The sequence below is a fragment of the Pantoea sp. USHLN256 genome (assembly GCF_037149875.1).
Lineage (GTDB): Bacteria > Pseudomonadota > Gammaproteobacteria > Enterobacterales > Enterobacteriaceae > Pantoea > Pantoea nemavictus.
Genome location: NZ_JBBCQO010000001.1, coordinates 886,946 through 901,239, shown reverse-complemented (window position 1 = coordinate 901,239; position 14,294 = coordinate 886,946). Strand labels below are relative to the sequence as shown.

The 14,294-nt window shown below is 56.2% G+C and carries 11 protein-coding genes and 1 other annotated feature; of the genes, 9 read left to right on the top strand and 2 right to left on the bottom strand.

The genetic code is table 11. The features are described 5' to 3' along the window. Positions 1-117 precede the first annotated feature (117 nt). The 4 genes from dnaX to htpG all read left to right on the top strand — a co-directional run bounded on the left by dnaX (position 118) and on the right by htpG (position 5,083). Positions 118-2,124 (top strand): DNA polymerase III subunit gamma/tau, encoded by a 2,007-nt coding sequence (gene dnaX / locus WFL93_RS04285; RefSeq protein WP_336777328.1) that lies wholly within the window; start codon positions 118-120, stop codon positions 2,122-2,124. Further along, positions 1,466-1,527: a sequence feature (DnaX frameshifting element), on the top strand. It overlaps the preceding gene by 62 nt. 50 nt (positions 2,125-2,174) lie before the next feature. Continuing rightward, positions 2,175-2,504, top strand: a complete 330-nt coding sequence (locus WFL93_RS04280; RefSeq protein ID WP_007886899.1) for a YbaB/EbfC family nucleoid-associated protein — start codon at positions 2,175-2,177, stop codon at positions 2,502-2,504. Continuing rightward, complete coding sequence (recR, locus tag WFL93_RS04275; protein ID WP_007886897.1) at positions 2,504-3,109, top strand: recombination mediator RecR; 606 nt, start codon at positions 2,504-2,506, stop codon at positions 3,107-3,109. The genes WFL93_RS04280 and recR overlap by 1 nt, the downstream gene beginning before the upstream one ends. 99 nt (positions 3,110-3,208) lie before the next feature. Beyond that, positions 3,209-5,083 (top strand): molecular chaperone HtpG, encoded by a 1,875-nt coding sequence (gene htpG / locus WFL93_RS04270; protein ID WP_049850829.1) that lies wholly within the window; start codon positions 3,209-3,211, stop codon positions 5,081-5,083. 41 nt (positions 5,084-5,124) lie between these two features. Here htpG and WFL93_RS04265 read toward each other — a convergent pair whose 3' ends face one another. Continuing rightward, positions 5,125-5,994: a LysR substrate-binding domain-containing protein gene (locus WFL93_RS04265; RefSeq protein WP_007886894.1), complete on the bottom strand. Its 870-nt coding sequence runs from the start codon at positions 5,992-5,994 to the stop codon at positions 5,125-5,127. 188 nt (positions 5,995-6,182) lie between these two features. Here WFL93_RS04265 and WFL93_RS04260 point away from each other — a divergent pair, with 188 nt between their 5' ends. The 4 genes from WFL93_RS04260 to WFL93_RS04245 all read left to right on the top strand — a co-directional run bounded on the left by WFL93_RS04260 (position 6,183) and on the right by WFL93_RS04245 (position 10,250). Beyond that, a complete protein-coding gene (locus WFL93_RS04260) occupies positions 6,183-7,013 on the top strand; it encodes a DUF6024 family protein (RefSeq protein WP_336777327.1) in 831 nt (276 codons plus the stop codon). Positions 7,014-7,164: 151 nt separating this feature from the next. Then, positions 7,165-7,809: an adenylate kinase gene (gene adk, locus WFL93_RS04255; protein WP_336777326.1), complete on the top strand. Its 645-nt coding sequence runs from the start codon at positions 7,165-7,167 to the stop codon at positions 7,807-7,809. Positions 7,810-7,930: 121 nt separating this feature from the next. After that, positions 7,931-8,890, top strand: coding sequence for a ferrochelatase (gene hemH / locus WFL93_RS04250; protein WP_007886891.1), 960 nt, complete (start codon positions 7,931-7,933; stop codon positions 8,888-8,890). 58 nt (positions 8,891-8,948) lie between these two features. Beyond that, entirely contained in the window at positions 8,949-10,250 is a 1,302-nt protein-coding gene (locus WFL93_RS04245; protein WP_007886890.1) for an inosine/guanosine kinase, read from the top strand. An 81-nt stretch (positions 10,251-10,331) separates the two neighbouring features. Here the strand turns inward: WFL93_RS04245 and ybaL are convergent, their stop codons facing one another. Further along, positions 10,332-12,020 carry a YbaL family putative K(+) efflux transporter gene (gene ybaL, locus WFL93_RS04240; protein ID WP_336777325.1) on the bottom strand — a complete coding sequence of 563 codons (1,689 nt, stop codon included), beginning with the start codon at positions 12,018-12,020 and terminating at the stop codon, positions 10,332-10,334. A 458-nt stretch (positions 12,021-12,478) separates the two neighbouring features. On the opposite strand from ybaL, the gene ushA reads away from it, so the two are divergent. Then, on the top strand, positions 12,479-14,233 hold the full coding sequence (ushA, locus tag WFL93_RS04235; protein WP_336777324.1) for a bifunctional UDP-sugar hydrolase/5'-nucleotidase UshA: 1,755 nt from the start codon (positions 12,479-12,481) through the stop codon (positions 14,231-14,233). Positions 14,234-14,294: the final 61 nt, after the last annotated feature.

Sequence of the window (14,294 nt, the reverse complement as noted above, 5' to 3'; positions counted from 1 at the left end):
CTCCGCAAAGTTATCGGTTGCTGATCCGCTTGTGGCTGTTAAACTACTGCCAAAATAAACAGGGTTTGCGAAACCGCATTTTCTCCCTTCTCCCTAAAATCCAGTGATTGAATCCACATGAGCTATCAGGTACTTGCGCGAAAATGGCGTCCCCAGGCTTTCGCTGACGTAGTCGGTCAGGAACATGTGCTGACTGCGCTGGCCAACGGGTTGTCACTGGGACGAATCCATCATGCTTATCTCTTTTCCGGCACCCGCGGCGTAGGGAAAACCTCGATCGCGCGTCTGTTGGCGAAGGGACTTAACTGCGAAACCGGTATCACCTCGACGCCGTGCGGACAATGCGATAACTGCCGCGAAATCGAGCAGGGACGTTTTGTCGATCTGATTGAGATCGATGCCGCATCGCGCACCAAAGTTGAAGACACGCGCGATCTGCTCGATAACGTGCAGTACGCACCGGCGCGTGGGCGCTTCAAGGTCTACCTGATCGATGAAGTGCACATGCTGTCGCGTCACAGCTTTAACGCGCTGCTGAAAACCCTTGAAGAGCCGCCATCACACGTTAAATTCCTGCTGGCGACCACCGATCCGCAGAAGCTGCCGGTAACAATCCTATCGCGTTGCCTGCAATTCCATCTCAAAGCGCTCGACGTTGAGCAAATCCAGCAACAGCTGGCGCATGTATTACAGCAAGAGCAAATCGCCGCCGAACCGCGCGCGCTGCATCTGCTGGCCCGCGCCGCTGACGGCAGTATGCGCGATGCGCTCAGCCTGACCGATCAGGCGATTGCGATGGGGCAGGGCAGCGTAATGCGCGATAGCGTGGCGCAAATGCTCGGCACGCTCGACGATGAACAGCCGCTGGCGCTGATTGAAGCGCTGGTGGATGGGCAGGGCGAGCAGGTGATGGCGCTGCTGAACCAGGCGGCCTCACGCGGGGTTGAGTGGGAAGCGCTATTGGTAGAGATGCTGCGTTTACTGCACCGCATAGCGATGGTGCAGCTGTTGCCGAGTTCGCTCAGCGAGGACGATCTCAGCCAGGCCGATCGCCTGCGCGAGTTAGCGCGCGTGCTGCCTCCAGCGGACGTGCAGCTCTACTACCAAACGCTGTTGATGGGACGGAAAGATCTGCCGCTGGCACCGGATCGTCGCTTAGGCGTAGAAATGACGCTGCTGCGTGCCCTGGCATTTCATCCGCAGGCGGCAATTGCTGAGCCGGTAGCGCGTCCAACTTTGACGCCACAAGCCGCGCCACAAGCTGCGTCGCAGGTTGCGGCCCCCGCAGCAGCGTCCGCGCCTGTCGCGTCTGCGCCGAAAGCGGCACCGGCTGCACAGCCGCATATGGCGCCGCCGGATAATGAGGCGCCGCCGATGTCAGATGATTATCCTGACCTGCAATCTGCGCCCGATCCGCTACCCGACTCCTCCAGCCAGTTGTTACAGGCGCGAACGCAGCTGCTGCGTCAGGGAGCCGGCAAAGCAAAAAAGAGTGAGCCGGCAGCGCGTTCCGCGCGGCCGGCGAATCCGGCGCTGGAACGTCTCGCTAGCGTCACTGAACGCGTACAACAACGTGCGGCTGAACCTGCGGTAAAAGCACCGGCTAAACCGGAAGCCTATCGCTGGAAAACCCAGTTGCCGGTTGAGGCGAAGCCTGAACCCGTGGCGACGCCAAAAGCCTTGCGTTCTGCACTTGAGCATGAGAAAACCCCTGAGCTGGCGCTACGTCTGGCGGAAGAGGCTCAGCAGCGCGATGCATGGGCGGCTGAGATTGCCGCGCTGACGCTGCCGAAACTGGTGCAGCAGGTGGCGCTCAACGCGTGGAAAGAGGTGGCGGAAAATGGCATTACGCTGCATCTGCGCAGCAGCCAGCGCCATCTCAATTCTGCTGCTGCTAAGCAGGCGCTCACGGAAGCGTTGAGTCAGTCTGCCGGTCAGCCGGTTGAATTGACTATTATTGAAGACGATAATCCTACGGTATTGACGCCACTGGAGTGGCGTCAGGCCATTTACGAAGAGAAGCTGTCGCAAGCGCGGCAGTCGATCGAAAGCGATACCCACATTCAGACACTGCGTCGCTTCTTCGATGCCGATTTGGATGAAGAGAGTATTCGACCGGTGTGAACATGCTGCCGCGCGTTGATTGCGCGCAGCCCCAGCAGAGAGAGAAAACTATGTTTGGTAAAGGCGGATTGGGCAACCTGATGAAACAGGCCCAGCAGATGCAAGACAAAATGGCCAAAGTTCAGGAAGAGATTGCCGCGATCGAAGTGACCGGTGAATCAGGTGCTGGCTTAGTCAAAGTAACCATCAACGGTGCGCACAACTGCCGTCGTGTCGAAGTCGATCCAAGCTTGCTGGAAGATGACAAAGACATGCTGGAAGATTTGATTGCGGCGGCGTTCAACGATGCAGCGCGTCGCATCGACGAAACGCAGAAAGAGAAAATGGCTTCAGTTTCTAACGGTATGCAGCTGCCACCTGGCTTCAAGATGCCGTTCTAATGCAAACCAGTCCACTGCTTGAATCTTTGATGGAGTCGTTGCGCTGCCTGCCGGGCGTTGGCCCGAAGTCGGCGCAGCGCATGGCTTTTCAGCTGTTGCAACGCGATCGTAGCGGTGGCATGCGTCTGGCGCAGGCTCTGACCCGCGCCATGTCGGAAATCGGCCACTGCGCCGATTGCCGTACCTTCACCGAGCAGGAGATCTGCACCATCTGCGCCAATCCACGCCGTCAACAAAACGGTCAGATTTGCGTGGTGGAGAGCCCGGCGGATATTCACGCCATTGAGCAGACCGGCCAGTTTGGCGGCCGCTACTTTGTGCTAATGGGCCACTTGTCACCGCTGGATGGCATTGGCCCGCAGGATATCGGCTTAGATCGGCTGGAGCAGCGTCTGGAGCGTGAAACCTTAACCGAAGTGATCCTCGCTACCAATCCCACGGTGGAAGGGGAAGCCACCGCCAACTACATCGCCGAGCTGTGCGGACAATATGGCGTTGATGCCAGCCGCATTGCGCACGGTGTGCCGGTTGGCGGCGAGCTGGAAATGGTCGATGGCACCACGCTGTCGCACTCGCTCGCCGGACGCCACAAGATTAAATTCTAATCACTTGCCGATGTCTTCGCGGACATCGGCTTGAAATCCTGCCCTTCACCCCCATTTCTCTCTCAACGTATCATCAACCCCGATTCAGTTGAGGTAGCAATGACCATGAAAGGACAAGAGACGCGTGGCTTCCAGTCAGAGGTAAAACAACTTCTGCACCTGATGATCCATTCGCTCTATTCAAACAAAGAGATTTTCCTGCGCGAGCTGATTTCAAACGCCTCTGATGCCGCCGATAAGCTGCGCTTCCGCGCGCTGTCGACGCCCGATCTGTACGAAGGCGACGGCGACCTGCGCGTGCGCATCTCGGTCAATCCGGAAAACCGCACCCTGACGCTCAGCGACAACGGCATCGGTATGCGTCGTGATGAGGTGATTGAGAACCTCGGCACCATCGCCAAATCCGGTACCAAATCTTTCCTCGAATCCATGGGTTCCGACCAGGCAAAAGATAGCCAGCTGATCGGCCAGTTTGGCGTCGGCTTCTATTCTGCCTTTATCGTGGCCGACAAAGTCACCGTGCGTACCCGCGCGGCGGGTGCAAAAGCCGATGAAGCGGTGTTCTGGGAATCAGCCGGTGAAGGTGAGTACACGCTGGCGGAGATTGAGAAGGCCGATCGCGGTACCGAGATCACCCTGCACTTGCGCGAAGGCGAGGACGATTTCCTTGATGCATGGCGCGTGCGTAACGTCATCAGTAAATATTCCGATCACATTGCGCTGCCGGTTGAGATCGAAACTAAAGATGAAGAGAGCGGCGAAAGCAGCTGGGAAAAGATCAACAAAGCGCAGGCGCTGTGGACGCGTAATAAGTCAGAGATCAGCGACGACGAATACAACGAGTTCTACAAACATATCGCCCATGATTTTAGCGATCCGGCGATCTGGAGCCACAACCGCGTGGAGGGTAAGCAGGAGTATACCAGCCTGCTGTATATCCCGGCGCGCGCGCCGTTTGACATGTGGAATCGCGACAGCAAGCACGGCCTGAAACTTTACGTGCAGCGCGTGTTTATCATGGACGACGCCGAGCAGTTCATGCCGAACTACCTGCGCTTTGTCCGTGGTCTGATAGATTCCAACGATCTGCCGCTCAATGTGTCACGTGAAATCCTGCAGGACAGCCGCGTTACCCAAAGCCTGCGCGCCGCGCTGACCAAGCGTAGCCTGCAGATGCTGGAAAAATTGGCGAAAGACGACGCGGAAAAATATCAGCAGTTCTGGAAAGAGTTCGGTCTGGTGCTGAAAGAAGGTCCAGCCGAAGACAACGCCAACCAGCAGACGATTGCTAAACTGCTGCGCTTTGCCACCAGCCAGAGCGAAGGCGCCGAGCAGACCATTTCGCTCGACGATTACCTGAGCCGCATGGTGGAAGGTCAGGATAAGATTTACTACATCACCGCCGACAGCTATGCCGCCGCGAAGAGCAGCCCGCATCTGGAACTGTTCCGCAAGAAAGGCATTGAGGTGCTACTGCTCTCCGATCGTATCGATGAATGGATGATGAGCTACCTCACCGAATTCGACGGCAAAACCTTCCAGTCAGTCAGCAAAGCGGATGATTCGCTGAGCAAGCTGGCCGATGAAGAGACTGAAGAGCAGAAAGAAGCGGAAAAAGCGCTGGAGCCCTTTGTTGAGCGCGTGAAAACTCTGCTGGGCGAGCGCGTAAAAGAGGTGCGTCTGACGCATCGTCTCACCGACACGCCAGCAATCGTCACCACCGATGCTAACGAAATGACCACGCAGATGGCGAAGCTGTTTGCTGCGGCCGGTCAGGACGTGCCGGAGGTGAAGTACATCTTCGAGATCAATCCGGAGCATACGCTGGTGAAACGCGTGGCGGATACCCAGGACGAAACGCGCTTTGCCGAGTGGGTTGAGCTGCTGCTGGATCAGGCGTTGCTGGCCGAGCGCGGTACGCTCGACGATCCGAACCAGTTTATCCGTCGTATGAATCAGCTGCTGACGGCGTAATCGCACCAAACTCGTAAGGTCGCCATTCCTGGCGACCTTTTTTATATCTGCGCCTGATCGCGTAACCAATCGCGAAACAGCGTAATCTCCGCATCGTGCTGGCGTGAAATCTTGGTCATCATCAAGGTGGCGCGATCGACGCGCACAAAGCCCAACGGCGCAATCAAGGTGCCGTCACTCAACTCCTTACGCACCAACAGACGTGGTGCCATGATCACGCCTAAGCCGTTTTTTGCCGCCTGAATCCCTAACGTCAAATTATCGAAATGCTTGCCGATCCAGAAATTGCCGCGCGCGCCGCTGGTTTTCGCCCATTCAGCCCAGGCATGCAGACGCGTATCGGCGTGCAGCAGCGGCAGCGAGGCGAGGTCCTGTTCACTTTGAAAACGCGCCGCAAACAGCGGAGCGCACAGCGGGCCGATATAATCATCGCTAATCAAGGTGGCATCAATATCGTCATCGGGTGATTGCTCAGCGCTGAGGATCAGCACATCGGTGTGCTCACTTCGCAGCTGGTCAATCTCCACCAGCGGCTGAAACTGCACTTCAATATCGGGATAGCGCTGATAGAAGCTGGCGATGCGTGGAATCAGCCATTGCGCCAGAAAGCTGGGCGCGCAGGAGACGCTGAGGTGATGACGCATGCCGGTGCGGATGCTTTCGCAGGTGGTAGAGAGTTCGCTGAACGCTTTCTGACAACTCACCAGCAAACGCTCACCGTGTGAGGTTAATTTGACGCGTCCGCTGGCCCGCACAAACAGCGGCTTGCCCATCCAGCTTTCCAGTTGACGCACCTGATGGCTGATGGCGCTGTGGGTGACATGTAGACGTTCGGCCGCCACGCTAAAACTGCTATACAGTGCCGCCTGGTGGAAATATTGCAGAGCACGTAATGATGGAAGCGCGGTCATACTCGTCCCTTGTGTAAAAACCTAACAGGGATTGTCAGTTTATATCATTTTAATGTCCAGCCGCATTGGCCTAACCTTTCACCCAGATTATGGCGGGTTGACGGCTGAGCTTCTCTGTGTTTTACGCCGAAATCACCGCCACGCTTCACTTCCCGCACACAGCACAATAACCAGAGAAATGTCACGCGATGGCTCCACAACTTGCTACTGCCAGGGCGGCGGCGGCGCGCGATAAGCTTCGCGGCTTGCTGTCTCGTCATTACCGGCTTGAAAACTACGATATCTTCTTCGCCCCCTCTTTGCATATTGCACGGGTGCTGCTTTCCCAACTCTTTCTTCGTCAGGAGCAGGCGCGTAATCAAACCCGCTATGCCTCGCAATATCCGGTCAGTGAACTCAGCGTGTTGCCCACCTTGCCGATGATGGCGGGCAATATTGCGCTGGTGGAGCACGTTGATATGCAGCAGGGCCGGGTACGCGCACTGAGCGAATGCCAAAGCCAGGGCGTTACCGATGCGTCGGAGTCGTTTGCTACGCAGCTGCATAAGCGCTTAATTAGCGATGCGCGGCTGTTTGTTGCGCGCCTCGACAGGCATGCTGCGCTTTGTGGTGATCTGGTGATGATCGCGCTGCGCACCGCGGATTTCAGTACGCTGGTACGCAGCGAGCTGCGGCTGTTTGAGCAGGGATTAGCGCTAGGCGCGGCGCCGGAACAGGCACTTGAATTAATGGATGATAGCGAGTGGCGGCCCTTCAACATTGCTATGGTGGAGAATATCGCGCTCGACTCGCCCTTTATATTGCACTCTATTCAGCAACCGGGTTTACCCTTTGCGCTTTTTCCGCTGCCGAGCGGTCTCAATGCTCATGCATTACCGCAGGATATTCAGGTTCTGCCACAGCAGGGTCGTTTGCGGCTACGGGCCAATGTGCGCGGCGGCGTAAACAAACATCTCAATGTCACGCCGACCTTAAAAAAGCGCCTGAAGGACGTGCTGATGCTTAGCCGTAATTCTTAAAAACAGGCACTCTGCTGGTATTCGCTGACAAAGCAGGTCAAAGTAGACCTTTCATGGCAAGCACGCCCGTTTCCTTGTGGTGCGCGGGTCATAATGGTATGTTCTTCGCCTTCTCAGATTGAACAATGCAATTCGCAAGGGGAATTACGCAATGCGTATTATTCTGCTCGGAGCTCCGGGCGCAGGTAAAGGCACTCAGGCTCAATTTATCATGGAGAAGTACGGTATTCCGCAAATCTCCACGGGTGACATGCTGCGTGCGGCAGTGAAAGCAGGCACCGAACTGGGCCAACAGGCTAAAGCGATCATGGATGCCGGTAAACTGGTGACTGACGAGTTAGTGATTGCGCTGGTTAAAGAGCGTATCGCGCAGGAAGACTGCAAAAACGGTTTCCTGCTCGATGGCTTCCCACGCACTATCCCGCAGGCTGATGCCATGAAAGAAGCGGGCATCAAGGTTGACTACGTGCTGGAGTTTGCTGTTCCGGACGAGCTGATTGTGGATCGTATTGTCGGTCGTCGCGTCCATACGGCATCCGGCCGCGTTTATCACGTCACCTACAATCCACCGAAAGTGGCAGGTAAAGATGACCTGACCGGCGAAGAGCTGACCACGCGTAAAGATGACCAGGAAGAGACCGTGCGTAAGCGTCTGGTGGAGTACCATCAGCTGACCGCGCCGCTGATTGCCTACTACGGCAAAGAAGCGCAGGACGGCAACACCGAATATCACAAAATCGACGGCACCCGCCCGGTCGCTGAAGTGAGCACGCAATTGGCCACGATCCTCGGCTAAGGCGTTCTGGGGCCGGTTGTCCGGCCCTTTTGCAGCAATTGCTTTCCCCTCCCACGATTTCCGCTACAATTTCCCCCTGATTTTGCATTTGACCCATTCGTTTCGACATCAAGGAAATACAATGAGGCAAGAAAAGCCCGGGGTTTTGCTGGTTAATTTAGGCACGCCAGACGCACCCACCACACCTGCGGTTAAGCGCTATCTGAAACAGTTCCTCGGCGATCCACGTGTGGTCGATACGCCACGCTTATTGTGGTGGCCGATTCTCAATTTCATCATTGTGCCATTCCGATCGCCGCGCGTTTCGAAACTCTATGCCTCGGTGTGGATGGAGGAAGGCTCGCCGCTGATGGTGTTCAGCAAGCGTCAGCGTGAAGCCTTAGCGCAGCGTTTAGATATGCCGGTTGAACTTGGCATGAGCTACGGCCAGCCCAGCCTGGATAGCGCCCTGCAGCGTCTGCTGGCGCAGGGCGTCAATAAACTCATCGTGCTGCCGCTCTATCCACAGTTCTCCTGCTCGACGGTTGCGGCGGTGTGGGATGGATTAGCCACCAGTTTCAAACCGTTGCGTTCACTGCCCGAAGTGGCGTTTATTCGCGATTATGCGGAACATCCGGCCTATATCGCCGCGTTGAAAGCCTCGGTGGAGCGCTCCTTCGCGCAGCATGGCGAACCGGATCTGCTGGTGCTGTCGTATCACGGCATTCCGCAACGTTTCGCCAATGAAGGCGATGATTATCCGCAGCGCTGCAAAGACACCACTGCTGCGCTGGCGGCGGCCTTAGGCATTGCACCGCATAAGATCATGATGACCTTCCAGTCGCGCTTTGGCCGCGAGCCGTGGCTGACGCCGTATACCGACGAAACCATGAAGAGTTTGCCGGCGAAGGGCATCAAGCACGTGCAGGTGATGAGTCCAGGCTTTGCCGCAGATTGCCTCGAAACGCTGGAGGAGATTAGCGGGGAGAACTGCGAGATCTTCCTGCATGCCGGCGGCGAAAAGTTTGAGTATATTCCGGCGCTCAACGACGATGCTGAACATATTGAAATGATGGTGCAGCTGGTCAACGCGCGCCGTTAAGGGTGTGGCAGAGAGTGTGATATCATTCTCTGCCTGATTTTCCCTGACGGCACTCTCGATGAAATTTCCCGGCAAACGCAAATCCAAACACTATTTCCCCGTCAACGCGCGCGATCCGCTGCTGCAAGCTACGCAGCAAGAGCAGGAAGAGGGCAGTTGGGTGGTGGGTATCGACCAGACGCTGGTGGATATCGAAGCCAAAGTCGACGATGACTTTTTGCAACGTTACGGTCTCAGTGCCGGTCACTCGCTGGTGATCGACGATGCCACCGCTGAGGCCCTCTACAACGAACTGATGCGTGAAGAGCTCATCAGCCATCAGTTTGCTGGCGGCACCATCGGCAATACCTTACACAACTACTCCGTTCTTGCCGATGATCGCTCTGTACTGCTGGGAGTAATGTGTAACAACATCCAGATCGGCGGCTACGCCTATCGCTATCTGTGCAATACCTCCAGCCGCATGGATCTCAACTTCCTGCAGGGCGTTGATGGCGCCATTGGCCGCTGCTTCACGCTGATTGGCGAGCAGGGCGAACGCACCTTTGCCATCAGCCCTGGTTTAATGAATCAGCTGCATGCTAACAACATCCCGGAAGAGGTGATTGCGGGGGCGTCGGCGCTGGTGTTGACCTCTTATCTGGTGCGCTGCCAGCCGGGCGAACCGATGCCGGAAGCGACCTTGCGCGCCATCGAATACGCGAAGAAACACAATGTGCCAGTGGTGCTGACGCTCGGTACTAAATATGTGATTCAGGACAACCCGCAGTTCTGGCGCGATTTCCTGCGCGATCACGTCTCGATCGTCGCGATGAATGAAGAAGAGGCTTTCGCGCTGACCGGTGAGCAAGACCCGTTGCTGGCATCGAACATGGCGCTGGATTGGGTGGATTTAGTGCTGTGCACCGCTGGGCCGACCGGTTTGTACATGGCCGGATTCACCGAAGACGAGTTCAAACGCAAAACCAATCATCCGCTGCTGCCAGGCGCGCTGGCCGAATTCAACCAGTATGAATTTAGTCGCGCGATGCGCCATAAAGATTGTCAGCAGCCGCTGCGCATCTTCTCGCATATCGCGCCGTATATGGGCGGGCCGGAGAAGATCATGAACACCAACGGCGCGGGCGATGGCGCACTGGCAGCGCTGCTGCATGACATCACCGCCAACAACTTCCATCGCCAGAAGGTGCCTAACTCTAGCAAACATGGCCGTGAGTACCTGACGTATTCGTCGCTGGCACAAGTGTGTAAATATGCGAACCGGGTGAGTTATCAGGTGTTGAACCAGCATTCACCGCGTCTGACGCGCGGTCTGCCGGAGCGGGAAGACAGTTTAGAAGAGTCGTATTGGGATCGTTGATGGTGGCATCGGTGCGCATTACTGCGCACCTGACGCCGTAGGGTCGCCATTTATGGCGACCTGGCCTAAGACCGCACAAATTTAAATCGGGCACTCACGCACAATCGGGTTCTGCGCAATCTCTTCTTCCAGCACGTGCAACATGCTGTTAGCGATTTCACGTTCGCCCATCACCACACGATTGGCGCCGCGCTCCATAATGTAGGTCACCTCATCGTCATAATGCGCACGTGCGATGATCTCAATGTCCGGACGCTTCTCACGTGCGGCGGTCACCACTTCACCGGCTTCATAGCCATTCGGAATGGTCAGCAGCAGCCAGCGGGCGCAGTCTAGGCGCGCTAACTCCATGGTATCGACGCGTGCTGCATTGCCCAGTACCGCTTTGATGCCTTGCTCGCGCAGCGCTTCAACGCGTGGACGGGAGTTTTCCACCACCACCAGCGGCACATCCGCTTCCATCAGCTTTTGTCCCAGTAGGCTGCCAACGCGGCCATAGCCGACCAGCACGGCGTGGTTACAGATATCCACCGGAATTTGCTTCTCCTCTTCAATGGCTTCTTCCAGCGTCTGCTCTTCCATAGTCTCGGTTTTATCGAGATAGCGTTCCAGAAGGGTAAACAGAATCGGGTTAAGCATGATGGAGAGAATCGCCGCCGCCAGCACCAGATTGCGACCTTCGTCGCTCAGCATACCCAGCGAGATACCGAGACCGGCGAGGATAAAGGCGAATTCACCAATCTGCGCCAGGCTCACCGAAATGGTCATTGCGGTACGACGGGAATGACCCAGCAGCGTCACCAGCAGCCAGGCAGCAATCGATTTGCCCAGCACAATAATCGCCAGCGCGCCAAGTACCGCCAGCGGCTGCTCAATCAGGATCATCGGATCAAACAGCATGCCGACCGAAACAAAGAACAGCACGGCGAAGGCGTCGCGCAGCGGCAAGGTATCGTGGGCGGCGCGGTGGCTGAGTTCAGATTCGTTCAGCACCATGCCGGCAAAGAAGGCGCCAAGCGCGAAGGAGACATCAAAGAATTCGACCGCACCAAAGGCGATACCAAGCGCCAGCGCCAGTACCGCAAGGGTAAATAGCTCACGCGAACCGGTAGCGGCACTCTTGGCGAGAATCCATGGCACGACGCGGCGGCCTACCACCATCATCAGCACCATAAAGGCGACGACTTTGCCGATGGTCAGCAGCAGATCCCACAGCAGCAGAGTTGGGCTGGCGTTGCCCTGTTCCAGCATGCCGGCGATGGCGGGCAGCAGCACCAGCGTTAGCACCATCACTAAATCTTCTACGATTAACCAGCCAATGGCGATTTGTCCGCGCTGGCTATCAATCAGTTGTCGTTCTTCAAGCGCCCGCAGCAGCACCACGGTACTGGCGGTAGAAAGACACAGGCCAAATACCAGGCCGGTCATCCACGACCAGCCCATGGCCCAGGAAAGTCCCATTCCCAGCAGCGTCGCCACGGCGATTTGCGCGATGGCGCCAGGAATGGCGATGGACTTTACCGACATCAAATCCTTCAGCGAGAAGTGCAAACCGACGCCAAACATCAGCAGAATCACGCCGAGTTCAGCCAGTTCTGGTGCAAGGTTAGTATCTGCGACAAAGCCTGGCGTGAAAGGACCGGCCAGCACGCCAGCCAATAAGTAACCGACCAGCGGTGAGATGCGCAGGCGGTTTGCCAGCATACCAAGGAGAAATGCGAGGACCAGCCCCCCGACAATGGTAGTGATCAACGGTGTGGTGTGATGCATGCCTGTCTCCTTGTGTGCAAATGTATCCGCTTGTAACAACCTAGTGTAATGCACAATCGCTTACCGCGTTTAAACATTTGAGCGGTAAAAGACCAGTAAATTGAAAAAATGAGACAAAAATGCAGCTGAAGCTTCATTTTCATCAGTTATCTCACTATATCGGCTGCAAATACGCAGAATGAAGGGCGATGAGGAAAAATAGTTGCCCTGTGAAAGGGGCTTAGGGAAAGTGGTTATCACAGATAAAGCCGTCATAAAGGGGATAACGGGTGACCAGGCCAGGATTTGGACGGTGGATGGCAGATTCGATTCTGGTGATGAGCAGCAGATCGTTGCAAGCTAATCCACGTAAAACGTCTTTCATCTTGAGTTAATAAGTCATCTGTGCGACACAGAAGGGCGAAAACGCAGATTAAGTCCACCGCTCAGTGGAAAAACGCAGAATAAGGAGATCGGCTTTGTTTTTATCACCGCGAAAAGGGCGCTGGCTGGCGCTGTTAGTGTTACTGCTGCCGATGCTGGCGCAGGCGTGGCAAACGGATCGCAGTTATCGTTTCAGCATTTTGCACACCAACGATCATCACGGTCGTTACTGGACTAACGCTCAGGGCGAATATGGCCTGGCGGCACAGAAAACCTTGATGGATCAACAGCGTTATGATGTGCAGGCTAAAGGCGGTGGTGCGCTGATTCTCTCAGCGGGCGATGTGAACACCGGCGTGCCAGAGTCAGATATGCTGGATGCGGAGCCGGATATTCGCGGCATGAATCTGGTCGGCTATGACGCCATGGCGTTGGGCAACCACGAATTTGATAAACCACTTAGCGTGCTGCAGAAGCAGCAGAAGTGGGCCAAGTTTCCGTTCCTTTCGGCCAACATCTATCAAAAAGGCACCGACACGCGCTTATTTAAGCCGTGGGCGACGTTTAATCGCATGGGGCTAAAGATCGCGGTAATCGGCCTGACCACCACCGACACGCTGCGCATCTCCAATCCGGAGAATATCGCCGCTATCGATATCCGCGATCCGGTGAAAGAGACCGAGAAAGCGGTGGCGGAACTGCGCGCCAGTGAAAAACCTGACGTCATTATCGCACTAACGCATATGGGTCATTACGACGACGGTCAGCACGGTAGCAATGCGCCAGGCGACGTTGAGCTGGCACGCAGCCTGCCGCCCGGCACCCTCAATGTGATCATCGGCGGCCATTCGCAGGATGCGGTGTGCATGGAGAAAGAGAACGTCAGCGTAAAAGATTATCAGCCGGGCCAACCGTGCCAGCCGGATCGCCAGAATGGCGTGTGGATCATGCAGGCGAAGGAGTGGGGCAAATTCGTTGGACGTGGTGACTTCACCTTTCGTAATGGCGAGCTGACGCTGGAGAATTACCAGCTGATCCCGGTGAATCTGAAACACAAAGTGAAGAACCTCGACGGCAGCGAATCCTGGCTCACCTGGCAGGAGGAGATCCCGAAAAATAGCGCGATGATGAAGCTGTTAACCCCTTATCAACTGCGTGCCGGCAAGAAGCTGGATGTGAAAGTCGGCAGCAGCGATGGCGTATTCGTTGGCGAACGCGACAAGGTGCGATTTGAACAAACCAACCTCGGTCAGCTGATTTTGCGCGCGCAGATGGATGCGACCAAAGCGGACTTTGCCGTGATGAGCGGTGGCGGCATTCGCACTTCGCTGGCGCAGGGCAATCTGAGCTGGCGCGATCTGCTGCAGGTGCAGCCGTTCGGCAATCAGGTGGTATCGGTCACGCTGACCGGCAATGAGTTGCTGAACTATCTGGCGACAGTGGCCAATATCAAAGTGGACTCAGGTGGCTTCGCGCAGTTCACCAACATCAGTTTGGTAGCGGATGGCAAAGGCGTGAGCGATGTGAAGATTAACGGCGAGGCGCTGCAAAAGGATAAAACTTATCGCATGGCGACCAACAGCTTCAACGCCAGCGGCGGCGACGGTTATCCGAACATCGAAACCCATGCCGGTTTCAGCAATAGCGGGCTGCGAGATGCCGATGTGCTGCGCGAATTTGTTAGCCAGCATTCTCCGTTGAAGATTGCCGACTTTGTGCCAACCGGCATCGTGCATCTGACGGAAGCGCAGATTGAGGAGCGCAACAAAGCGCAGGAGAAGCAGCGGAAACCAAGCTATCCGCAGATGATTCTGGCGTGGATTTGGCCGCGCGCCGCGCAGCAACATTGAACGTTGATGGCCAGGTGCGCATGATTGCGCACCTGGGCCGTAGGGTCGGCCTTCATGGCGA

Coding starts and splice junctions, on each gene's coding strand:
- WFL93_RS04260 (WP_336777327.1), top strand. CDS start 6,183: ATGGCTCCACAACTTGCTACTGCCAGGGCGGCGGCGGCGCGCGATAAG.
- WFL93_RS04265 (WP_007886894.1), bottom strand. CDS start 5,994: ATGACCGCGCTTCCATCATTACGTGCTCTGCAATATTTCCACCAGGCG.
- htpG (WP_049850829.1), top strand. CDS start 3,209: ATGACCATGAAAGGACAAGAGACGCGTGGCTTCCAGTCAGAGGTAAAA.
- adk (WP_336777326.1), top strand. CDS start 7,165: ATGCGTATTATTCTGCTCGGAGCTCCGGGCGCAGGTAAAGGCACTCAG.
- WFL93_RS04245 (WP_007886890.1), top strand. CDS start 8,949: ATGAAATTTCCCGGCAAACGCAAATCCAAACACTATTTCCCCGTCAAC.
- hemH (WP_007886891.1), top strand. CDS start 7,931: ATGAGGCAAGAAAAGCCCGGGGTTTTGCTGGTTAATTTAGGCACGCCA.
- dnaX (WP_336777328.1), top strand. CDS start 118: ATGAGCTATCAGGTACTTGCGCGAAAATGGCGTCCCCAGGCTTTCGCT.
- recR (WP_007886897.1), top strand. CDS start 2,504: ATGCAAACCAGTCCACTGCTTGAATCTTTGATGGAGTCGTTGCGCTGC.
- WFL93_RS04280 (WP_007886899.1), top strand. CDS start 2,175: ATGTTTGGTAAAGGCGGATTGGGCAACCTGATGAAACAGGCCCAGCAG.
- ybaL (WP_336777325.1), bottom strand. CDS start 12,020: ATGCATCACACCACACCGTTGATCACTACCATTGTCGGGGGGCTGGTC.